A 23,835-nucleotide genomic window follows, 5' to 3' on the forward strand; every position below is an offset into this window, starting at 1 on the left:
TTCAATCTCGTCGCTGCGCATTAAAATACCGAAGTTGCCTATTATCCTGCTAGAATTTCGCTGTCACACTCTTAGTGACACCAATATCATATGGTACTGTAGTGTCTACAGGTATGATGATGATTATGCTATCGCCAGTAATCGAACTGAAGAATCTCTCACATACCTATCGGAATGGGACACAGGCATTAGATGGGGTCTCTTTCACGGTGGAGAAGGGAGAGATCGTTGGGATTCTTGGGCCAAACGGTGCAGGCAAGTCCACTCTTGTCAAGGCCATAACCGGATTACTACGTCCCACAGCGGGGTCGATTAGGATCAATGGCCTCGATGTCTTCGCCAATGCGAAACAAGTCCGTCATGTGATCGGCTTTGTGCCTCAGGAGACCGCTCTGTATGATGATCTTACTGCATATGAGACCCTTGAGTATCATGCTGCGCTCTATGGTGTTCCTCCGGGAGAGGTCGCCGAACGTATTACTGCAATGCTTGACCTTGCTGGGCTGAGGAATCGCGCACACGATCTTGTCAAGACGTATAGTGGTGGAATGAAACGGCGTCTTGCGTTAGTGAGGGCAATGCTTCATGATTCACAGATTCTGATCTTGGATGAGATGTCTCTTGGAGTGGATGTCCAGAGCCGGAACCTGATCTGGTCGCAAGTAAAACGATTGAAGGCTGAGGGGCGAACCATAATCTTCTGTACAAACTACATGGATGAGGCTGAAGATCTTGCGGACCGGTTGGTCATTCTCGACAAGGGTCAGATAGTAGCAGAAGGTTCTCCAACAACACTCAAACGCGATTGTATTGGTGAGTATCTGATATTGATTAGTGTGGAGGATCGTTTCAGGGAAGAGGCCAATAAGGCGATACGGGACGCGGGTCATGAGATCGTGCAGATACTTGAGAGCACCGATAGTGAGACCTCTCAAATTGCAATAAGGAGCAGTGCCGGACCTGTTGATCTGCCCTTGATAGTTGAGATGCTTAGAAAAGCAAAAATCCCCATTCTTGAGATGACTGTGAGGGCACCATCATTGGGAGATGTCTTTCTTAATATTACTGGGACTGAGTTGAGGGATTGATCATGCTACGTGAGATCTATGCAGTTGTCCGAAAAGAATTGAAACAGGCTCGCCGGGATCCCCGATTTATCGGACCGAGCATCATTGTACCCACAGCTCTTATCCTTGTTTATGTCGCTCTCTTTCCGACTGTTGGTGGTGGCGAGTCTTTTGTTGTAGGACTTGTCGTCGATGATACTTCGGCACAGGCTGGTAACATGGCGGCCATTATTGAGAATATGACCTCGACGACAGATCACCCGTGGTTCACTGTAGAACGGTGCAATCTTGCAGAAGCAGCAAGTCGTCTTGAATCCGGGAAGTTGATAGCATATATTGAGATCCCCAAAGGATTTGGGGCGAACATTACGGCTGGCGAAAAGGCCAGTGTGGTCTTACATATCAACAATGTAAATGATGATGTTGTCAAGAACTATGTACACCGTGTAGAGACCGCTGTTCTTCTATTCAACCAGCATGCATACGCTCCGGACTTTGATCAATCGAATGCACGTGTGGCCATTGATGAGACCCTCTTGTTACCAATTACACCCTCTCTCCTTAGCTATAGTGGTGTCAGTGCAATTCTCCTCTCAGTGGTTGCCTGTGCTATTGGTGGTCAGGCCATGCTTGCAGCAGCCGATATCGAGCACGGTGCGCTGTACGAGACCTTGAACTCGCCCGCCCCCAGAATCTCCTATATCCTTGGTAGAACGATCGCCGCAATTCCTCGATCCATGATTGGGCTTGTGTTCGTGATTCCGTTCATTGCTTTGACCTTGGGTCTTCCGTCAACTGGAGAGCCTCTGCTTCTTGTAGGAGTGATTATTCTGACCATTCTCGGTACTGCTCCTATAGGTGAGATCATCGGTAACGCTGTAGGAAATCGCGAGCAGGCCCTTCTTCTATCTGTGATCATAACGATATTGGGATATTTTGCAGGTGGTGGTCTCGCCCCAGTCTCCCTATTGCCGCCACCTTACCGATTCATTACTCTCTTATCGCCAATGACCTATGCACTTGACTTGTGGATCCGTTCCTTCTTTATAGGATCTCAGGGCCTGTTGATATTTCCCGTATTTATGTTATTTTTCTGGTGGGCCTTCTTGACTGTTCTTGGGGCGGTTCTATTGAGTAGGAGGTCGATTGAATGAATTCCCGAATGTATGTCATCAGTGCAACTGTGCGTAAGGAACTGCGAACTCTGCGCCGTAACAAGCGAAAGCTGTTCATTGTGACTCTCTTGCCTCTACTGTACTATTCGTCCTTCTTCATCTTGATGGGCGGGATCTATTCCTCTGGGATCTCAGTCGCCCTGGTCGTTGAAGAGAGCTCGCCGGGTTACTATACAAATGGACTCATTGAGACCCTTGAAGAACATGACTCCATTCCACCAAATCTTATGATCATCAGGACTGATGCTGAGACCGCTGACAGCTTGTTTGCTAATGGCGATGTGTTGGTCGTTGTAGTGATCCCCGACGGATTCGAGAATAGTGTGGCAAACGGATCGTCCGCTCACATTCAAGTCCGGGTCAACAACATTCACGAGGACGCCACCAAAAATCTGCGGATGCCGATCATACGTAAGGTGGACCTGTTCTATCAAAAATATCTGGGCGACGACGCATCTGTTGACTTTACTCTATCGACTACACAGGAGGTCTCTCTGCCACGGCTTGCATATATGTCTTGGACAATTGCCATCTTCTCAATCATGTTCGTGAGCATGTACATTGCAGGGTCTGCTGTGACTAACGAGTTCGAAGCGCATACGCTTGACGAGATCACTCTCTCTTCCGCTCCCGTCGATTCCATTTTTGTTGGGAAGATCCTGAGTGGTGTCATCAGCAGTTATCTGGTCGTTCCGGTGCTCTTGCTCTTAGGTCTCGTGGGCTTCGGTGTCTGGCCACAGGGCGATCTACTGATCTTCCTCTTGCTGACCCTCCCACTAGGTCTGCTCAGCGCGTCCATTGGTGCACTCCTTGGTTCTTTGTTCAAGAACTCAGTGTATCTTGTCCCCTTGACCGCCATGTTATCTCTCTGCTATTGGATCCTCTGTGGAGGTATTGCCCCCTTGCTAATAGTAGGAATCGGGTCTGAGCCTGTAAATCTCTTTACGCCATTTTTCAATGTGTACCGCTCGCTTGTGGCGATCTTCATTAACGGTACAAGTCTGACCCTTGTGTGGGACCTCGCTGTGATCTGGGTCTTCGCACTGGTCTTGCTCGGGCCTCTATTATGGTTGGCTCAACGGACATTTACAACCATGCATCTCTTGAAACGTTGAGTTACCGTCTTCTACACGAGTAAAAAAATAGGGCCTTTGATGAGGCCCTCTCACTTTTTTCCATGGATCACACTATGTCTTGAAACTCAGGCCGTATTTGATGGAGCACATTCCATCCTTGATCACCGAACGGATGAACTGGGTGCTCATGGCCGCCATCTGTTTTGCAAATTGCGGAAGATGTGCTGTTGTTGCAAGTAGATCTTCGGCCGTTATCCAGAGTTCACATTCCTCTCTTAGACACTCCTGTCTTGAAAATGGGCAAATTGTCATATTACTCCCTGCGTTTGCATAGGATTGTCCGTTTATGAACTTTGGTCTGTACTCCGTTAGTCACGTGCTACCGTTTCAACACACCTGCTCTCTCTGTGCCGTCGATCGTCGAACTTTTTCTCGATGACACTTCAGAAATCCTTATATATATCACATGTGATATCACGTGTGATATCAGATATGATATGACCGCTTGTTCGTGGTCAGAACAGAACAAAAACGAATCCCAAGGAGAAAGATCGATTGTTCCCACAGATGCCGGAAATGCTCAAACAAGTCATTCAGACCTTTCGTGAGAAGGGTGCTCTGAGTCCTGACACCGCAATGACGCTTGAAGAACTTGGACTTCCAAAGACGTTCAAGATGCGGCTGACCGGTGTGTTCTCAGAGTTTCTTCCTATTGTAGAAGTCAATGAGAAATACTATCTCTCTGAAGAACTGGTGGCCTCTATAGAGGAACGTTTCAAATCTGGATGGATGCGTCATACGGCAACTGTCCCGAAGGGATTTCTGCGTCTACGATCGATCAGGCTTCTTATGGAAAAGCCGATGTCCGGGTCAGAGATCGCTGATGCGATCGAGGCTGAGACCGGTGGTCGGTGGAGGCCTAAACCTGGAAGCATCTATCCTCTGCTGGCGCGTCTGAAGAAGAACGGCATCATTGAGGAGACTCTCCATGGGCAGAAAGGGATGAAGCGGTATCGGCTCACGAAAAAGGGTCTTGATCTCATAGAGCAGGAGAAGGGTCTCCTAGAACAGATGCAAGGTCGTCTGTCCAGTGGGATGATCCCGCCATTCTTTCTCTTTGGCATGGGCCGGGATGATCCGATCCTTCAGGCAGGATTTCGAATCTTGCAAGGTCTACGTGGACTGGGCCCGCTCATGGGCCAAGATGCCTCGACAGATGTGAAGAAGAAGGTAGTCCGGATTCTGAATACCGCCGCGAAGAAGATTGAGGCACTCGCCTCTGAGCTTGAACACGAACGAGAGTCATCAGACTGAGGTGCCGATAATGAGCACAGTATTAGAAGTAGAACAAATAACCAAGACATACATGCTGGGAAAAGTGCCTGTTGAGGCACTACGAGGTGTCAGTTTCTCAGTACAGCAAGGAGAGTATATCTCCATCCTTGGTCCCTCTGGAAGCGGAAAGTCCACCCTCTTGAACATGATCGGGGCATTGGATAGGCCAACTTCCGGACGCCTGGTGATCACAGGAAAGGACACAAGCACTGCCGATGACAATCTCCTTGCCGACCTACGACAGAACGTTGGCTTTGTGTTCCAGTTCTTTAATCTCATTCCACGACTGGATGCCATTGGTAACGTAGAACTTCCTCTGGCGATCGCAGGTGTCGGTAGGAAGGAGCGGAGAGAACGCGCAGTCAAGATGTTGGAGAATGTCGGTCTCACGGATCGCATGCATCATCGACCTGCTGAACTGAGTGGTGGCGAGCGGCAGCGCGTTGCAGTTGCCCGTGCCCTCGTCAACAATCCACAGTTCATTCTGATGGATGAACCGACCGGGAATCTCGACTCGAAGACCGCTCTGGAGATCATGACTCTGGTCAGAGAATTGAATGAGCAGTTCGGGGTGACCGTGATCGTTGTGACACATGACCAAGAGATCGGTCGGCAGGCCAGTCGAATTCTACGAATGCGTGACGGCCTAATCATTGCGGAGGAGGCCAACTAAGTGAAAGTACGTGACATCTTCTCATACTCGTTCTCAGCAATACGGCTACGAAAATTGCGAGCAGGACTGACTACGCTAGGTGTGGTCATCGGGATCGCTGCAATTGTAGCATTGATGTCCATCACTCAGGGCTTTCAGGTGGCAATGACCAGTCAATTAGAAGAAGGATTAGCGTCCGACACTCTGATCGTAGGTAACAGTCGGATGAGTTTCAGTGGTCCCGATTCGGACTTTACACTGCTGGTGAATGATACTGATACGATTACTAAGATAGACGGCGTGCAGACCGCTATTCCTGTCATGTCAAAGACCTGTAAGGTCTACTTCAACAGTACTGAGTATACCTTGCCCACCAGTGGGGTGGACTTTGAAAAGTACGCCCAGGTCTACAGCACCTTCTCCACAGTGGAAGGTGAGATCCCTCTCAGCTCTCCAGAAGGCAAGGTTGTTGTTGGTCATACCATTGCTGATCCTTGGAAGAACGGGACGCGCAACGTGGTAGTCGGCGATAACATCACTCTCTCATGGACCGGTCGGGTGAATGGCAGTCTTGTCACAACGAACAGATCGTTCATTGTGGCTGGTGTGCTTGATGAGATCGGTGCGTTTTCAATGGGCCCCTCGGACTCTGGGATCTATATCCCCATCTCTGATGCTCAGGACTTCTTTGATACTGAGGAGGTCTCGAACATAGTCGTCAAACTTGTCAATGGTGATGAGACTACGATCGACAATGTTACTCAGGCAATTGAGGATGCCTTCGAGGACCTTGTGAAAGTGACCTCGCCAACCGCTGTGCTTGACACCATAAATAATGCACTCGGCATGATGACCACCCTGCTCGTCGGGATCGCCGCGATCTCTCTCTTTGTTGCTGGCGTCGGGATCATGAACATCATGATCGTCTCGCTGATGGAACGGACTCGTGAGATCGGCATCCTGAAAGGGCTGGGCATGAAGAATCGGACTGTCATGGCCGTCTTCCTCACTGAGGCTATGTTGATCGGTCTGCTTGGCGCAGTCTTTGGAGTTGGCCTCGGCTATTTTGTAGCGACTATCTTCTCTCGATTGACTACTGGTTCTTCGTCACTTAGTGGTCCTCGACCAATGTCATTCCCGTCCTTTACTCCGGTCTTTAGCATCAATGTCCTCCTTGGGGCTATGTTCTTTGGAATCGTGGTCAGCGTGGTCTTTGGACTCTATCCTGCATGGAGAGCGTCACGCCTCCGACCGGTCGATGCTCTTCGCTATGAGTAATTACAACAAGTGTGCATCTTTATGGTGCATACTTCTATTTTTCTTTGTCATCCCATTAGTCCTGTTCTCGAAATATTTCAGTTATCATCGTGCTCTTATGTCATCTGATTCTATTACAAAATGGTCTATATCCGAATTGGTTGTTAAAGAATTATCATTTCTTCTTAGATGCGAGAGATTAGAAAAGGTGTTAATTGCATCCCCTCAATCTGGGATCTTATTTTGTAACCTTGGTTTTGAGCCCCTTACGGGGACGAGCCTCTTCACGTTTCAATCCCCTCAATCTGGGATCTTCTTCTGCGACCCACCCCAGGAATATCATATACCAGATTGCTCATTTCAGTTTCAATCCCCTCAATCTGGGATCTTCTTCTGCGACGGTATTATTCTTTGTCGAGAGGTACGTCGCCTTCTTTCTGTTTCAATCCCCTCAATCTGGGATCTTCTTCTGCGACCCAGTCTGAGAGGCTCCCGTTGGTCATCGGCCATGAGATACGTTTCAATCCCCTCAATCTGGGATCTTCTTCTGCGACACCTGAACATGTACCAATATGGAAACCATATGATTCGCTGTTTCAATCCCCTCAATCTGGGATCTTCTTCTGCGACTGGCCGTATCGCTCTGTGATTGGGTCCCGCGTGAATAAGTTTCAATCCCCTCAATCTGGGATCTTCTTCTGCGACACCGTCATGGGGACACTCCAACGGCCCACCCTCTTCTGTTTCAATCCCCTCAATCTGGGATCTTCTTCTGCGACTGCTATGGAAAGTTGGGAATCACCCGATTCTATCATGGTTTCAATCCCCTCAATCTGGGATCTTCTTCTGCGACATGGACTGTGAAATATAGACCACGACTTGGATCGTGGTTTCAATCCCCTCAATCTGGGATCTTCTTCTGCGACTGTGATGATGAATTCATGCGTGTGCCAGAGATATGCGTTTCAATCCCCTCAATCTGGGATCTTCTTCTGCGACTATTCGGTAGGGAGCAAGCAGTCTGATGACTGACGTAGGTTTCAATCCCCTCAATCTGGGATCTTCTTCTGCGACTCACGGCTGACGACCTTCCCTCTACACACTGCTCAGCACGGTTTCAATCCCCTCAATCTGGGATCTTCTTCTGCGACCTCCCGATGCGCACGAAGAGTATGTCCCACGTATGGTATCATCCTCAGTTTCAATCCCTCTCAATCTGGGATCTTCTTCTGCGACATGAAGATCCTCAAGATTCCGGCGACTTGAATGTGTTGATCAAGTTTCAATCCCCTCAATCTGGGATCTTCTTCTGCGACCGTTTCGAAAATTTCTCGGAAAAATTCGAAGAAGACTGGGCGATGTTTCAATCCCCTCAATCTGGGATCTTCTTCTGCGACGAATAATGACAAATAGCTAATCCTACACAGATGCTATCCTGAGTTTCAATCCCCTCAATATGGGATCTTCTTCTGCGACCGGCAAATCCGAAGCGGAAGATCGCAATCCCCAGATCAACTTGCTTCAATCCCCTCAATCTGGGATCTTCTTCTGCGACCTGACTAACATGGCACAGCGCGACACAATGCCTCCTCGGGACGTTTCAATCCCCTCAATCTGGGATCTTCTTCTGCGACCTGATCGATTTCAGGATAAGCTGCCGTACCTCATATAGTTTCAATCCCCTCAATATGGGATCTTCTTCTGCGACCTCAGGATGGAATGTATCATAATGAGATCAAAAGACACTTTGTTTCAATCCCCTCAATCTGGGATCTTCTTCTGCGACGTTGTGGTGATGGGTCACTGCTGCCAGGATCAGCTGTGTTTCAATCCCCTCAATCTGGGATCTTCTTCTGCGACTGACGTCGTGGCGAATATCGTTACGGCGTTATGACCCTCGTGTGTTTCAATCCCCTCAATCTGGGATCTTCTTCTGCGACGTGTTTACGGATAGACTCGTGAGCTAACGGAGCCACCGCGGGTTTCAATCCCCTCAATCTGGGATCTTCTTCTGCGACCTGAGGGCGACTGTCGGGCGGTCGATAAGGCCTCCTGATGTTTCAATCCCCTCAATCTGGGATCTTCTTCTGCGACATGTACCGTGTGATTTGCCATATAGTCTAGAGGATAGTTTCAATCCCCTCAATCTGGGATCTTCTTCTGCGACTCGTCGATGTAGACCCACACGACCGCACCGCTGCCAAGTTTCAATCCCCTCAATCTGGGATCTTCTTCTGCGACATGGCACCCCCAGTAATGCGAAGACCGTAGCCTCCTCTGTTTCAATCCCCTCAATCTGGGATCTTCTTCTGCGACTGCATTGTTGGAAAGAAGTATGGTAAATTACACCAAAATACGTTTCAATCCCCTCAATCTGGGATCTTCTTCTGCGACATGCGTCATCGACGGCCTATCTGCTCGGTATTCTCTCAAAGTTTCAATCCCCTCAATCTGGGATCTTCTTCTGCGACATCGATCCATCTGTCGGTCAGTACCTGAGATCACGGTTTGGTTTCAATCCCCTCAATCTGGGATCTTCTTCTGCGACTGCTGCCGAAGGGGCGTCGACCCGGGACAATCGTTAAGCGGTTTCAATCCCCTCAATCTGGGATCTTCTTCTGCGACCCGGGCAAAAACCCATGAAAAATAAGGAAAGAGGGCCTCATAAGTCTTTATGGGGAGTGGTGATGAGGGGGTGCTGATTTTGCAAGGCCCTTTATAAAGACCACCACATTTTAAAATGGGCGCGACAATATAGTACAAAATCCTAGAGGGTGGGGTTTGAACTGGAATCGATCATTTTAGATGAGTTTGGACTTTTCTTAGGGAAGAAAGGGGAACGGTTTGTAGTAAAGAAGTCTGGGAAGGCACTAGCTGAATTTCCGGTAAGTGAGGTAGAGCGGATCATAATTTCCTCGGCAGGGGTATCGGTTAGTAGTGCAGCGTTGTACTTAGCAGTAGTGAACCGGGTTCAGATCGCATTCACATATTCAAGTGGCAAGCCATTTGGATTTCTCACACCGGTTCAGGGTCATGGTACAGTAATCACGAGGCGAGCGCAATATTTAGAGGCTGAATCAGCAATAGCAACAAGGTTGGTACTAGGTTTCATAAGAGGAAAGTTAGCTAACCAGCGCAACTTGTTAAAGTCATGGGCTAAGAACAGGACGCGGACATCTCCTGAAACTTCGGACTATCTATTTGCGCAAAGCAAAAGGGTCGATACAGCAATCAAAGATCTTGTGGAGATAGAGGGACGTTTGACTGGTGAGATTCGCCAGACGATCATGAATATAGAAGGTCGTGCCGCACAGAGCTACTGGGAGGGGGTCGCAAAGATTCTCCCGCCGGAGCTGGGATTTACTGGGCGAGAGACACGAGGCGCACGGGATCCGATGAATATGTTATTCAATTACGGGTATGGAGTGCTATACACAGCGATCTGGTCAGCAGTAACAATAGCTGGTCTAGATCCGTTTGCTGGTTTTTTACATGTGGACAGACCAGGCCGGCCCTCGCTCGTCCTTGATCTTATTGAGGAATTCAGGCAACAGATCGTGGATCGACCCGTTATTGCAGTGGTAATACGTGGAAGTCTTCCGCCAAGAGAAATTATCGCAGAGGGAGAATTATCGAAATTGGCAAGACAAAATGTGGCCAAGTCCGTTATCGAGCGACTGGATGAGCGAGTGACCTATGATGATTCAAAGATCTCTCTCAAGAATGTGATCCAACGCCAAGCGTGGATGGTCGTGAAGGTTCTGAGGCGACAGAAGGACAAGTACGACCCATTTATCCAGAGGTGGTAATACATGCACATCATAGTGATCTATGATATTACAGATGATGGACTACGGGGAAAGATCAGTGAACGTCTGAAGGACTATGGTCTTGAACGGATTCAATTCAGTGCGTTTCAGGGAGAGCTGATGAGGCATAGTTTCAACTCTCTAATTGTTGATATGCGACGGTTCTTGAATGATGGGATCGAGACCGATTCAATTGTGATATTTCAACTCTGTAGTTCGTGCTTTAATGGACGTATTGTGCTTGGTGCAGAGAAGGAGATGGAGAAAGATGAAGTTCGAGTATCGTTTTTCTGAAGACCTGGATGTTGAGGAGAATTTTCTCACACCAACTGATGTCAAGCAGTACGTTTTCTGTCCTCGTGTCACGTATTTCACGCGGGTAGTTCAAATTCGACCGATCATGAGTTCGCAACAACCGGATGCAAAGAAAGATCATGTGCGTATAGCGGACCATGAAAAGCGGAGGCGGAATATGCTAAAGCAGAGTTTTCCTTTTACTGTTGCAAAACGTAAGTTCGAGCTCTTTTTTCGATCACCGCGATTACAGGTCCACGGTAAGGTGGACATGCTGGTGATAACGAATGAGGGGGAGTATATCCCTGTCGAGTTCAAAGCGATGGTCAGCAAAAATCGGCAGGTGCGGTTAGATCACAAATATCAGCTTGCTGTCATTGCGTTGCTCATTGAGGACCACTATGATACAATTGTCCGAAGGGGTTATCTGCATTATATGAAAGACGAGCAGACTGTTCAGGTCTTTCTGACCGAGGGCGTGAAGCGTCGAGCACAGGTCTATCTTAGACGTATCCGCGATCTGCTCGATGCTGGAGTTGTTCCCGAACCGCGTAGAGAATGTCGATACTCTCGTGTCGGGTGTGGATTTGCGGATCAGTGTCGTGATCTGTGAGCGCCAGAGGAGTACTAAAATTCCCTATTAAGTGGCAATCACTTTAATCCCGCTACCCGTGAGCGCAGGGTCTCCTTCAAAATTCTCATGGAACTGTATCATTTAGCGCAGTCTACATGCTCGGGATTGCTGCTTATATTGTCCGTGGGGGTAGTATATGTTGAGAAGACGAAAATGACGGGAGATATGTCACGCTATGTCCAGCCAAGCCGATAAACTTGAACAGATCCGAAGAGGCCTCATCTCAATGGCACTTGACCAGCAGTGGAATTTCAAGTATGCTAAATTTGGAAGAGAACATAAACAGTCTCTCTTTGTTCATGCGTTAAACACTTTTTCAGTGACCAAGGTACTTGCTGAAAACCTCTTCGATCTTGATACTGATTCTGTTATCATCGCGTGTCTGGCCGGATTTCTACATGATTACCAAAAAGCGGATGAGAAGTGGCAGTCAGCAGCTTTAAGCTTTATGAGCGGCAAGCGGGTCCAAGGGAGTGCCTTCTCTCATGATGATGGGTCTGATGACCAACGTTCACGGCTCGTTGACCTTCTCCAACAGGCTGAGGCTGCAATGGATCCCGGTCACACTGTCAAGATTTCCCAGTTCGCAGATCGCATTCTGAATATTATTGTGTACACTCACGATACACAAAATAGAGCAGATGCCGCTCGGAGAAAAAAACAGGTCGGTCCAATTGATGCATTGGTGCCTGTTGTCAGGCTGTCCGATGCCATTGCGAGTATCAAAACTCCCGCTGAGATTCTTCGCCGTGCACATGATCTTGATCTTCCGACGGATAAGACAGTCTCTTTCGAATATCATGAGCTCTCAATGATCCGTGGGCTCACGACGACCTTTCTGAATCAAGCGCTTCTAGAACTCATGAAGGAATGTGGCTATATTCCATTGTTGTATTTTGGAAGTGGAACCGTATACTTAGTTGTAGGGGAGCCAACAATACCGGATAATGTGATGGAGCGTCTTGAAGAGTTGCTTGATGATCAGGTCACGACGTTCCAAGGAACAACATTTTACAAAACACACATCACTAATGCAGTAATTGGGCCATTGACTCAGACTACTTGGCCCTGTGTGCATCTGGCTGATGTGAATTCGATCCCCCAAATACTCGCGCATATCTCAAATATGCCTACAACTAACAAGGACAAGAAATATGGCAAGTCACTTTATGATTCGGCAAAGGCAAAGCATAAACCTGCTGTAGAAACCTTCCTCAAACAAATCGGTGCAGATCGTGATGAGACCCTTGCGGAAATGGGTTCTGATTTTAGTTTTCTAATTTATGTTGCCAGCTTTCTCAAAGAGTATCAGGATATTGCAAAAGCAGCAGGTGTTATCGACGAGTATACCGCCGATGTTAATGATTGGTTGAAAGCACTCTTGGGCGAATTTGATCTCGAGCTATGTTCTAAAAAGATTAAAAATACCGCAGATCTCACAACCCGTGTTGAAATTATTACCAAGCTATGGCAAGTCGGAACCAAAGATCTCCATAGACTGCCTCGCGAAAAGAAACGAAAGATCCTAATTAAAAACTATGAGACCCTAATGGTTCGAGTTCTTAAAAAGTACAAACGTTATGCGCCCCCAATATTTTCAGAAACATCCAAGAAATTGCTTTTTGCTGATGTTGCTCACGTTCCTTTTGTACTTCTCTCGGACACTGAGATCAGATCTCAAGCAGATGGCCCTTCGAAAAGGTATCAGGCCGGAAAAGAAAAGTCAAGGCGGATCTGTAGTCTGTGTGGGGCTGTAGCTGAAGATACCGCTCCTGCGCCATTATTTGGAGATGGGTCTGAAAAGTTCAGTAATTTTCTTCCTGCGGGGGTTAGTATTGGTAGCGGTAAAAAAGCGCAGGTCTGTGATCTCTGCATAGCCGAGGGCACTCTACGTGCGTTATTCTTCCCGTCACCTCCGGCAACTACGTTCATTGTTTTACCCGATCTTTCATTGAGTCCTGAATTAGCGAAACAATGGGCGGACGGTGTTCAATCATTTGCAATGAGGGAAAAAATTGGTCTCAGCTCTAGCCGAGTATGGAACATGACCGATATCTACAAACTATTAGCTCGTGGCGAAATTGTCAACAACGCAACAGATCTCTCTGATCTGTTACACCCGACTAAACAACGTGTTGACGATTTGGCCAAGCATTTGCGTAATGATGCTGGGAAGCCTGAGAATGTTGGATATCGTGATCTTGTAGGTATTGGCAAGCTGGAAACATTTGAGGAGATTGCTCGCGCGCACTTGCACGGAGATATCGAGATTGAACCTGACCATCTGATGGATTTTCAAATGCCCCAACCATTGCAGAGTTCAACCTATTTAACGCCTAATCATCTTTTCATGTTCCTTCGAAATCCACCCTATGAAGACAAAGAAGAATCGAAGAGCACGACTGCAATACGTACATACTTTATGGCGATGCTCTTGGCAGTGGTCTATCATGCCCGCGTAATAACGATGGAAGGATTCCAGCCCATTTCAGATTTTACTCTAAAGGGGCTTGTACGCACTCAATTACCAGCTCCCGCGTCCATTGCACTTGCATCCTACGGGATTACCGAGGAGATGCCTCTCTCGAATGTTAAGGATGCACTGCAAAAGCTGGCGGCTGTAACGTTGATCACTTTATATCAGGTAAAGAAACTTGGCAAGGATCGCCTTCTCAGAATTCTCTCGATGAATCGTGGGGCTATTCTTCGAAGGGCACAGACTGAACTCGGAGAGAAACTCAAGGGAGGGACCCGACGAAGACTGGTCAATTGGCTAGATGTCTTGCCAGATATCGTTGATGATCATCCAATAATAATCGAATGAGGTGATAACTTGGTAATTCGTATGAAAAAAGAAAAAGAAACCACGGATATGGACCGTGTTCGGGAAGTTCGTAATCAGGCTGCTGTAGCCTTGGTTAAATATCTCGACACATTCCATCCTGAGAATACTGGGAGTGACTCGAAGCACTCATTGATGGGACCAGTGGGCAAGTTGCTTGCACGGATAACCACGACTGGTGACATTAATTGGGATGCTGTCAAGGGTTACATCTTAAACATTCACAAAAACCAGCAATCGCAACGGCGTGGAGTTCCCGCGTCAGCAGCAGAACGTTTGGATACTGCTATTGATCTTCTCAAGGAACTCAAAGAGTTGCTTCCACCAACAAAGTGGTTGAAGGCCGTCGAGGACATAGACGATGAGGTCTTCTTCAGCGTCTATAAACAAAAGCTGGTCGGTCAGAGACTCTGGATACAGAAAAAGTTCCATGAATGGCTGAAAAAACGGTTTTCATCAATTGACGAAATAAATAAATATCTCGATCCTGACGAGGTCTACGATTCTTTCGACGAGATGGAAGATCCTTTTTCGTTGCCTGTAGGGCTCAAACCTATCGTGGATGAATTTTGGACGGACTACAAAAAGGGAGGAAAGGAGGAATAGATATGCCTGTGAAAATACCACCAACGTTTTCAAAACTTGAACCATATTTAGTAGACAAAATCTCGCCGCTTCTAGATGCTAGGGTGGTGCAGATCCTTCTATTACGGCAAACACATGACTACACAATCTTTCGTACTGAAGAGAGCCGAGAATTGAACACGGTTGTGATTCCTGAGGACATCACTAGTACAGATCCCGTTGTCAAAGTAGCATTTCTTGCTTCAAAACAGAAGGCTCCAGAAACTAGGATGTACTCACGCTTTCTAAGGACAGTGAGTAATATCACCTGCCAATTGAAAGATGGATTATGTATGAAGTGTCCTCGCTGCGTTCTCTTTGGGGCGGTAAACGTCTCGGGCAAAGCAAAATACAACATCAAGCACAGGATCGAATATTCTACCGCCTTCTCGATTGAAAAATACGAGGATCTCTTGGAATCGATCACCTTCAATGCCGTTGCTGAAAATTCCCAGTTGACTGGTCAAGCGCTCAATGTCACACATAATGTCCGACCACTTGCCAACTTTCCCTCTGTCGTCACACTAACTTCGGTGACGTGGCAAGAACTAGCGTTGTACCTGAAGACTGTGTTGGCAACCAAGTCATATGGTGCTGAGACCCGGACAAAGGGTGACATGCGAAATGTGGTGCTAGGGATAGTGGCCGGTTATGAAGAGGTTATCACATCTCTTGAATATGCTCTTGAGCTTGCAGCAGTCTGGGAGTCTGAAGACTTGGCCAAGGAGACCGAAAAAATACTGCAAAAATATGTACAGCTCAGCGCTTCGCGGAAGAACATAGTCACTCTCTCTGCTGAAGAGGTTGCTGACCTAGTATCATCAGTCCAAGATCTTTCTGTGGATGAACCCTTTGTCAAGTCAATGGAGAAACAGGCTAATGACTTTGTCAAACTTGCTGTTAAAGAGCAGAAGACCAAGTCATAGGAGAAGGAGTGGAGTTGAATGAGCGAACCAGTCGTTAGCGTTGTGTTGATGACAAGTCATGACTTTCTATTCTATGCTAGTCAGGACTATGGTTCGGTTGCTCGACCTGCTGACGTGATTGGGAACTACGCACTGATGTATGCCCTGAATCGTAATATCCCCGAGATTAGGCGGCTTGTGAGTGGGTCCACCCCATTTTACGACGTGGATTTGCCTAAGATGAATATCTATGCAACACCCGCAACGTTCACAGATTTTTTTGTGCAAGTCTCGGCCAGCAAGACATCCAATTGGCTAGACCATAGGTTGTTACTTGGCGAGGAGATCTCGACACGCTGGAATCGATTCAATCCAACGTTGATCACGTGGAACAGTATCGGTGAGAGTCTTCTTGATAAGATGTCTAAAGACAGGTACAATCTACCAAAGACTGGAGGATACTACAAACATCCTCCTCTCGCCAATTTTTATTTCTATACTGTTGGACCACCGCCACCGAGTGTTATCCGGATCGGCAAAAAATACACAACAGCACGGATCAAACACTTTGCTCTCGAATACACGATTAAGGAGGGTCGATTCAGTCCTACTTGTCCCGTGACCGTCAGTGATCTTCCTGATGAGACCGAAATATTACAAGGTTCGATTCTTACAATCCCTCCTGTGCCTGTCATCACGGATAGTGTTCTCGAGGGGGCGTATCTCGAAGCAACCGATCCTAAAGGGCTTGTTCATCGGATTCCTATCCCGCGGACTGATAGATTTCCAATGACATGGGGGAGTTGATCTATTGTGAGCGACCCGGTTCACACCGTTACTGTGGGTGACGCCTTTGTCACATTGACAGACCGACAATGGGGTCAGATCGAGCATCTCTACGAACACCAAGTACGTACTATTACGAGCAAGAAGAAGGTCTTGCTTGTAGACGCACCTACAGGCTCGGGCAAGACTCTGGCGGCTCTTGCCCGGGTCACCGAACGGAGACTGCCTGCTATCTTCATCTATCCGACTAATGCCCTAGTCAAGGATCAGGTGGTGTCTATTTGCGAACTGTTAGAGAAAAAAGATTACGATGTCCGACTTATCGATTCCGTGTGGGATCCCTCAGAGGAGCCCTCTCCAGTTGATGACAATACTGTTTATGTGATCCACCTGACAGGTGAAACACTTGATTCCATGGCCAAGGATAGTTCCAAGGGCGTTGCGATGGAACGAATATTGAAGGGGACTCACAAGAGGGGCGGTCTGAGGATTATCTTGACGAATCCTGATACGCTCTTTCTCATATCCTCAGGACGCTATGCTAGGAGTGGTCTGATTGCTGAACAAATTGACACCTTCAAAACACTGGTTGTAGACGAGTTCCATCTGTATTCTGGACCTGCACTTGCACGATTAATTTACATGTTGAATGATCTATGCATCTCCCCCGATGACCCCGCTTTTGAGATTGTTTTTCTAAGTGCTACCCATGGTGATACCCTTGACTTGCTCCAGAGTACATACCGGGATCTTGACATAATCAAGACTCCGGTCTACACCGAACGTGGGGCTGATAGGCATCAAGTACGGTACATTTCTCAATTTGATATACGTACTCAGTCGTCAGTGTTACAGTCTTTGGAAGATGTTTCAGCCGTTTCAGAAGAGCTGATTAAATGGTATGATACCTCATACAAATGGCATTCTGAAAGATCACCTGCTGTAAAAGTACTGGGCATCTTCTCTTCTGTTACATTTGCAATAAATGTCGCCCGACAAGTCAAAGAGATCCTTCTTGCCCGTGGTGATAACCCTGATGAGATTGTCTTTCAACATCATGGTCTTGTCCCCAAGAGAGCGCGACCTGAGATATCCCGTCTTCGCGAAGCAATTTTGATTGGCACCTCTTCAATTGAAGTTGGTGTTGATTTCGATGTTCCATTTTTAGTGGCCGAGGCTCATGATCTTGCATCTTTTCTCCAGAGATTTGGTAGAGGTGGAAGACATGCTTCCTGTGCGGGTACACTATATGTCCCATTGCCAATGGCCAGCCGGTTGAGTGCCGTCAATACAATCTCATATCCCGAATTTATTGATCAGGCTCAGCAGGCATTTAATGAACTGCCATCATATGCACGCTTCGTGTGTAGTCCACAAGCAAGGAAGATCTTGTTAGCAATGGCCTTGGCAGGGAGCACAGTTGTTTCATACTTCAGGGGCCGCAAAGTCATATTTGATGTCCCTAAGGCGGCAGAGTATTATCAACATCTTGTTTCGGCAAATGCTACAGTGAGCGTTGGGGAGTATAGTCTTGTTGAAAACTTTGGACTAACCGACCAAAAAGAAATAGAGGCATACCTCAAGAAATTCTATGTGAAGGTCATTGCTAAAAACAGTCTTGTCCGCGGAACTATGAACTCGATTCTTGTACAAATTCCACTTAGGTTTATCACCGGAGAGACCGGGACGATCATTGCAGAGCTTGATATATTTGATATATTCCGACTGACTGGTCATCTGGAAAAGGCTTTACAGCATTGGGAGCGTATTCCGTCTGGAGTCCGTAGCAGGCACCTTCCTGACGAATATATCTTTGTAATTGAAGATCTTGTGCGACAAGGGTATCCTCGTGTTGCAATTGCAAATAACGCTATTTGTAGAAGAAGAGCAGTCGTATTTACAAAAGACGATATCACGATAAAAATCAGAAACCAGCGATTACGCGAGATTATTGAAGAACTGCTTGACATGCGAAATCTTGTATTCTATTGGTGGCGTATGAATAGAAATGTTGATTACCGACTTCCTCGACTGTTTTGTGAAGATAGCAGTGGGGGTGTAGTGATCGGGGATTGGTCCCTCGTTGCTGAATTTCTAGAGCATGAAAGAACAAATGAAACGAAGGATGTGATTTCGATTTGATCTCTCTCCAGTTCTATCTACAAAGTCCGTTCACAGGAAGTCTTGACTTTACGGGGACCGCCTTGCGTGGGGCCTTTCTCAATATGCTTAAATCGGATGATCCCGAGTTGAGTAAAACACTCCATGACTCGCATGAGACCCGGATTTATTCTCTTGTTCCTTTTCCGACAGATACACGATTCCAGACGCTCTTTAATGAAGGGGAGACCTATAATTTTGCAGTGCATGTATTGGATGCAGGGTCTCTCCGGACGGGAATTAGAAATCTTATCATCCGTCCACCAAAGACGATTAGACTGCATCATTACCAATTTCCTGTCAGCAGAATCGACTATACCCAGCTAGATTTTGAGGCTCTTATGGCCGAGTGGACCGATGAGTTCCGATCAACACTTTGCACTCCGTACAAGATCGTGATGCGGTTTCTTACTCCCACTCACCTCTCGCACTATGGTAGCGACTTTTCCACTCTGTTCCCACAGCCAGAACGTGTCTTTCCATCTCTTTTGCGTGTGTGGAATAATATTGACCGTTTACCCTTGATCGAGAGAGTTTCAGAATACCGCGACTGGGTTGAACAAAAGGTCTCTATTAGTCGTTATAATCTCCGTACGACCGAGATTAGGATGGGCACGCGAAGGAAGATTATTGGATTCATTGGCGAAACCGTTTACAGCATTCATGATAATGATAGTCCCTTTGCGGCTTTAACTGCATCCCTATCGCGTTTTGCGGAGTTGAGTAACGTTGGAAAAAATAGAACTGCGGGGTTTGGCCGTGTGGAAGTGCGATTAGGTCGTAGAGGCTGGGATAGAAGAGATCAACCATAATTATCCAGCAAAGGGGGGGACTGATTTTGTACATATTACCTGAAAATGTTCGGCGTAGGGTGTTGAGGCGCTATAGACGAAGGTCTCGTGAAGTTGTTGTTGATGAACGGTTCCGTGGATGGGCTTGGCAATATCCGCCAATTGATCCACCGTATGATATTCAACTCTCTCTTAGTGAGATAACTGGGCGATACTGCGCGACAATGAGAGACATCTATCTCCGTCATGTCGAGCATGTCCGTAAACCGACAACGCCTAAGATGATTAGTGGAAAACTCTATCATGAGACTGCGGCCCTTGCTTTTGAAAATGCTAAGAAGATACTTTACTCAATAGGTAAGATGACGGGGTCTGAGCTCGTGCAACATATGTCCGAGATCAGGGACCGTGTTATCGAAGATCTTCTAAATCGAACAAAAAAACCGGACGTGGTTGATCGTGGTGGCGAATATGCTCCGAAGATATGGGGCAAGAATATGCTCTGGATATGGGATACTTCCACGAGTCAAATTGCCTATTCTGTTGATGCTGTTCTCTCGACTCAGCCTTATTTGGGACTTGATGCATTAGTCAACACGGCTATTCCTGTAGTCGTGGAGCAACGTCTTGATGGTCGAAATCTTGGACTAAGTGGTCATCTCAGTGCCGATGCTTATGGACAAGAAGGAATTGTGATGGATATTAAGACGGGCCGGTTGCAGCGATTTCATAGGCTTGCTACAGCAGGATATGCACTGGTGATTGAGAGTATCTATGAATACCCCGTCGATGTCGGTTGTATTATCTATTGCTGGTTTAACACTGCACCCGAGCCACAAATCAAACATGACGTTCACAGTATTGATGAGCCGTTACGTCAGGAGTTTCTCGAATTACGCGACGAAGCAATGAAGCTGGTCTATGACGAACGCGATCCCGGAATGCCTGATCAATGCTATGAGGATTGTCCCTATTGGAATCAATGCCATTAATACTATTTCGAAAAAGTTACAGGTCGCAATGCATAGACCACTGCGACCAGATTTCGTGAAAACTAAGGACGATCACGTCCTACCTGCTCTGGTTGAACTATCGATGGTACGTCGCATATCGTTGGTCATTAGGTCCATAGTCCCTCTACCAATGGCAGCGGGTAACAGTAACCTCAACGCCATGCTGAAGATCACACGTGAGAGGTACTGTGAACTATTTAGGCCAGTTTATGATGTCTAAGGAAACCAAAGTTTTAGGCTGTTGTTGACAGACCATGTCAGTTTACCAGGGCCACTCGGGTTGTTCAGGGATAGTATTCATTTTTAATCACCAAGTAGCCCTGCACAAGATCCATAGACAAGGAATGATCATTCAATTGGACCGTAGACCGGAATGTTTCTGAAAAATCGGAAACTTTCTACAATACGAGAGACCTTTTCAGGTACAACTTGTTCTCTGGAATTGGTGAGGTATGTGCGTTTGCACATTGCAACTCTAGGACTCCATGCGAATCAGCGTATCGAACACGTAGTGATGAAAAAGGGTGCTGACAAGGTCGTGCTCGTCTACACAAAAAAGAATGAACATCTTCTTCCCGTCCTGATTGATCGGTTCGAAAAGGGCAAGATCTTTGCAGAGGGCGTTCTTGTTCATCCGTGGGACTACAGGAAAATTCTTGCATCAATCCTCTCTATTGTTGTTGAGAACGAAGAGTATGAGGTTGTGGAATTCAACGTTTCATGCGGGACCCGTGTGATGACAGCAGCCACCTATGCAGCAGCAGCCCTACTTGAGGCAACGGTTTATGTTGTGAGTGAAAACGACACCGATGTTGTAGGAGAACTTGTTGCGTTCCGTCCACTATCGCTACAGACCCTATTAAGACAAAAACGAAAGATTCTCACAAGATTGCTCAAAAATGGCGGTGCCGTTGAGTCGATGGCCCAATTAGGTTCGCGTGAGAGTCTCGGAGCGAGCTCTGTTTCAAAACACGTCAAAGCACTTGAAAGAATGGGTCTTGTGACCAAAAAGGCACACGGACGAAAAACGAGCGTTGCGATAACCGATCTCGGAAAGATAATTCTAAGACTCAGGCAAATTCGGAATCCAGGTACTGATGATGATGAAGCGTGATCCTCCATCGCCTCTCTCTCAATCCAAACGTGAACAAGAATCAAAACTGTGGAAGATGTATGCATCATTAATCTCAAAGGAGATTGGCCTCAGAACTCTGTCTGCACAAGTGCCTCTCAACATTCCTGCGTTGTGGGGCGATCTTGTTGAAACATACTCCGCAGACATCGAACTTGCTCCAGATGCCCCGTTGGAACAGCACATTCCTCTTGCCGGTGCAATAGCTTTCGCCTGTATGAATCAAGTACTCTCTGCCTATCCTGTTTGTGATTCATGCCGTATTGATATGTCCCTAGAATTTGCAAGGCAACAGCTGCCAGTCCAAGAGTCTGAACGATGGCTCAATCTGTGGCAGAAGACCACACCGAAAATACAGGTACCTCCCAATCTTGTGTATTATCCCTCAAAGTATTTTTCTTTTCTTTATAGTCTGACCGAAAAGGTGGGCCTTTATCAACTCATTCGCGAGTTGACCAGTCTTTACAGGGGTGACATTGAACTTCATTTCTCTGATTATGTAAGGTATTTATCTCGTAGGTTTCGCTATTTTTCGACAGGGATCGACAAGACCGAAATTAAATTGATTGAGACCTTCCTGAATCACCCGGAAAAAAGTGTTCGCGATATAGCACAGGAGCTGGGTATGAGCCCGCAGTGGGTATCTACGAAAACAGCAGACCTCAAAGCTCGCGGAATTCTCAGGCAATTTGATTGGTCGCCATTCTCTCGGATAAATATCCGTATGTTTCATGTGTTCCTCACAGGTGTTGGTGATCTTGTCGATCCGCTTCTTCTTGTTCGTGATAGCCCTTTTTTGTACCTGTTCCAAAATCTCATTACTGGCCATGCCGATGCTCTTGCAATCTTTTGCGTCCCGGATAATCTATCATCCATCCATGCGCTCACCAGCTTTGAGCGATTAGCCGCTAAGTGGAATGTTGATATTGAACTCTTTGAGGTCGTTCGTTCGGGTCGATTATATAATTTACAATTTTATGATTCCGTTCGCAAAAAATGGTCTATTCCTTGGCACAGTATTCAATCGGATATGTTATCAGTGGATCCTTCTCTCACCTCTTATTTGGAGATGATCACCTACTTCCGAAGTAGGCCTCAGATACGCTTGATCGAACTCGACTTGCAAATCCTAAATGCCGTTCAATCTGGGATCTCTGGAGTCGCCCGCATCCGGCAAGCTGTAAAAAGCGGGCAGAACATCGTTATCAAGCGTCTGCGGCTATTGAAAAGACATGGCCTTATCATTCGTTTTTCCGAACTGCACAATGTGGGACTTGTTGAACGTATTGTACTCCAGACTGAGGATCGGACTGCTGTTCACCAACTTGCATATCTCTCTTTTCGGTTGCCTGTTGCAACTCTCTCTCTCAGTTCTGAAAATCAATTGACCGTTGTCTTGGATCTGCCTGCTGGCGACTCAACAAGACTTCTTCGTGTCATTGATTCACTTGATGCGGACATCTTCACGGCATTACTTGGAGAACCGCTCTATGGCGGTTGGAAAATTCCTCTTCACCTTTGGAACACATCATTACAGATGTGGGATTCCCCTGTCAATCAGATCCGCAGCTGGCTGGACCAACTTCTCTGACAACGGATGGGCGTAGACCACCTATTTGTTAATGCAATGATCGGTCCGTGTAGTCTTTGTAGTAGTCATGATGTCATACTCCATTCTCAATATCATAATCATATAGGTAAAGATGATATGTTCGTCTTACAGCAAAATCCTTGTTTGATTTTGCATCTCAACAATTCGGATTGTTTTATTAGTTGTCTTTTATATCCGGTTATTTGTGGAATCTGTGAAAAGCGAGTTTGGATATGTACACGACTTCGTATCGCAGTCCTATTCATATCAATTCATACATTGACTCTACTACGTTTCTCACTATTACCGATCACCATGCCTTTTTGCAGAACCTCGTTTATTGTATCTGCGTGGAAATGCCCCTACTGGAAATTGGCTCAGGTAAAATTGATCTTATGTGGCCACTATTTAAAATTAATATGATGCAAGTGGCTCTGCGAAAAGTCCACATGGATTGATTAATCATATCGGGATAGGTCCTGAAGAGTTTTGATTCTGGACATAGACCAGTGTTCATACTTTTCACAACCACGTTTTACTAACTTTCTATACAGAGCCGATGCAAGTTGTCCTATTATGTGTGTACTCATCGCGTTTTTACGTTATACCTCAATTGTGGTGGTCTTTATAAAGGGCCTTGCAAAATCAGCACCCCCTCATCACCACTCCCCATAAAGACTTATGAGGCCCTC

At 46.7% G+C, this 23,835-nt stretch carries 19 protein-coding genes and 1 CRISPR repeat array; of the genes, 18 read left to right on the forward strand and 1 reads right to left on the reverse strand.

The features are described 5' to 3' along the window. Positions 1 to 125 precede the first annotated feature (125 nt). From K9W43_13585 to K9W43_13595, 3 genes are read left to right on the forward strand one after another with little or no spacing between them, the layout of a single operon-like run. The gene (locus K9W43_13585) at positions 126 to 1,088 is read left to right on the forward strand and encodes an ABC transporter ATP-binding protein (protein ID MCF2138258.1); all 963 of its coding nucleotides are present in this window, start codon (positions 126 to 128) and stop codon (positions 1,086 to 1,088) included. Positions 1,089 to 1,090: 2 nt separating this feature from the next. Beyond that, positions 1,091 to 2,221, forward strand: coding sequence for an ABC transporter permease (locus K9W43_13590; protein MCF2138259.1), 1,131 nt, complete (start codon positions 1,091 to 1,093; stop codon positions 2,219 to 2,221). Continuing rightward, entirely contained in the window at positions 2,218 to 3,357 is a 1,140-nt protein-coding gene (locus tag K9W43_13595) for an ABC transporter permease (protein MCF2138260.1), read from the forward strand. Before K9W43_13590 ends, K9W43_13595 begins: the two co-directional genes overlap by 4 nt. A 72-nt stretch (positions 3,358 to 3,429) precedes the next feature. Here the strand turns inward: K9W43_13595 and K9W43_13600 are convergent, their stop codons facing one another. Next, positions 3,430 to 3,630, reverse strand: coding sequence for a hypothetical protein (locus K9W43_13600; protein ID MCF2138261.1), 201 nt, complete (start codon positions 3,628 to 3,630; stop codon positions 3,430 to 3,432). 243 nt (positions 3,631 to 3,873) lie between these two features. Between K9W43_13600 and K9W43_13605 the strand changes: the two genes are divergently transcribed. The 15 genes from K9W43_13605 to K9W43_13675 all read left to right on the forward strand — a co-directional run bounded on the left by K9W43_13605 (position 3,874) and on the right by K9W43_13675 (position 23,143). Then, positions 3,874 to 4,632, forward strand: a complete 759-nt coding sequence (locus K9W43_13605; protein ID MCF2138262.1) for a PadR family transcriptional regulator — start codon at positions 3,874 to 3,876, stop codon at positions 4,630 to 4,632. Between the two features lie 10 nt (positions 4,633 to 4,642). Then, positions 4,643 to 5,326 carry an ABC transporter ATP-binding protein gene (locus tag K9W43_13610; protein MCF2138263.1) on the forward strand — a complete coding sequence of 228 codons (684 nt, stop codon included), beginning with the start codon at positions 4,643 to 4,645 and terminating at the stop codon, positions 5,324 to 5,326. Beyond that, the gene (locus K9W43_13615) at positions 5,327 to 6,583 is read left to right on the forward strand and encodes an ABC transporter permease (protein MCF2138264.1); all 1,257 of its coding nucleotides are present in this window, start codon (positions 5,327 to 5,329) and stop codon (positions 6,581 to 6,583) included. A 192-nt stretch (positions 6,584 to 6,775) separates the two neighbouring features. Then, a CRISPR array of direct repeats spans positions 6,776 to 9,187; the repeat unit is 37 nt; unit sequence GTTTCAATCCCCTCAATCTGGGATCTTCTTCTGCGAC. A 149-nt stretch (positions 9,188 to 9,336) separates the two neighbouring features. After that, a complete protein-coding gene (gene cas1, locus K9W43_13620) occupies positions 9,337 to 10,371 on the forward strand; it encodes a CRISPR-associated endonuclease Cas1 (GenBank protein ID MCF2138265.1) in 1,035 nt (344 codons plus the stop codon). Positions 10,372 to 10,374: 3 nt separating this feature from the next. Continuing rightward, a complete protein-coding gene (gene cas2 / locus K9W43_13625) occupies positions 10,375 to 10,665 on the forward strand; it encodes a CRISPR-associated endonuclease Cas2 (GenBank protein ID MCF2138266.1) in 291 nt (96 codons plus the stop codon). After that, on the forward strand, positions 10,640 to 11,278 hold the full coding sequence (gene cas4 / locus K9W43_13630) for a CRISPR-associated protein Cas4 (GenBank protein MCF2138267.1): 639 nt from the start codon (positions 10,640 to 10,642) through the stop codon (positions 11,276 to 11,278). The genes cas2 and cas4 overlap by 26 nt, the downstream gene beginning before the upstream one ends. A gap of 196 nt (positions 11,279 to 11,474) precedes the next feature. Further along, complete coding sequence (gene cas10d, locus K9W43_13635) at positions 11,475 to 14,123, forward strand: type I-D CRISPR-associated protein Cas10d/Csc3 (protein ID MCF2138268.1); 2,649 nt, start codon at positions 11,475 to 11,477, stop codon at positions 14,121 to 14,123. Positions 14,124 to 14,132: 9 nt separating this feature from the next. Further along, the gene (locus K9W43_13640; GenBank protein ID MCF2138269.1) at positions 14,133 to 14,747 is read left to right on the forward strand and encodes a hypothetical protein; all 615 of its coding nucleotides are present in this window, start codon (positions 14,133 to 14,135) and stop codon (positions 14,745 to 14,747) included. Between the two features lie 2 nt (positions 14,748 to 14,749). Further along, positions 14,750 to 15,691, forward strand: coding sequence for a type I-D CRISPR-associated protein Cas7/Csc2 (cas7d, locus tag K9W43_13645; GenBank protein MCF2138270.1), 942 nt, complete (start codon positions 14,750 to 14,752; stop codon positions 15,689 to 15,691). Between the two features lie 18 nt (positions 15,692 to 15,709). Beyond that, positions 15,710 to 16,477: a type I-D CRISPR-associated protein Cas5/Csc1 gene (gene cas5d / locus K9W43_13650; GenBank protein MCF2138271.1), complete on the forward strand. Its 768-nt coding sequence runs from the start codon at positions 15,710 to 15,712 to the stop codon at positions 16,475 to 16,477. A 6-nt stretch (positions 16,478 to 16,483) separates the two neighbouring features. Next, the gene (cas3, locus tag K9W43_13655) at positions 16,484 to 18,598 is read left to right on the forward strand and encodes a type I-D CRISPR-associated helicase Cas3' (protein ID MCF2138272.1); all 2,115 of its coding nucleotides are present in this window, start codon (positions 16,484 to 16,486) and stop codon (positions 18,596 to 18,598) included. Beyond that, positions 18,595 to 19,428 (forward strand): CRISPR system precrRNA processing endoribonuclease RAMP protein Cas6, encoded by an 834-nt coding sequence (gene cas6 / locus K9W43_13660; GenBank protein ID MCF2138273.1) that lies wholly within the window; start codon positions 18,595 to 18,597, stop codon positions 19,426 to 19,428. Before cas3 ends, cas6 begins: the two co-directional genes overlap by 4 nt. A 59-nt stretch (positions 19,429 to 19,487) precedes the next feature. Then, a complete protein-coding gene (gene cas4a, locus K9W43_13665) occupies positions 19,488 to 20,399 on the forward strand; it encodes a type I-A CRISPR-associated protein Cas4/Csa1 (GenBank protein MCF2138274.1) in 912 nt (303 codons plus the stop codon). 475 nt (positions 20,400 to 20,874) lie between these two features. Beyond that, positions 20,875 to 21,534: a winged helix-turn-helix domain-containing protein gene (locus K9W43_13670; protein ID MCF2138275.1), complete on the forward strand. Its 660-nt coding sequence runs from the start codon at positions 20,875 to 20,877 to the stop codon at positions 21,532 to 21,534. Then, positions 21,518 to 23,143 carry a winged helix-turn-helix transcriptional regulator gene (locus K9W43_13675; GenBank protein MCF2138276.1) on the forward strand — a complete coding sequence of 542 codons (1,626 nt, stop codon included), beginning with the start codon at positions 21,518 to 21,520 and terminating at the stop codon, positions 23,141 to 23,143. Before K9W43_13670 ends, K9W43_13675 begins: the two co-directional genes overlap by 17 nt. Positions 23,144 to 23,835: the final 692 nt, after the last annotated feature.

The sequence above is a fragment of the Candidatus Thorarchaeota archaeon genome, from assembly GCA_021498125.1.
In the GTDB taxonomy this organism is placed as follows: Archaea; Asgardarchaeota; Thorarchaeia; order Thorarchaeales; family Thorarchaeaceae; genus B65-G9.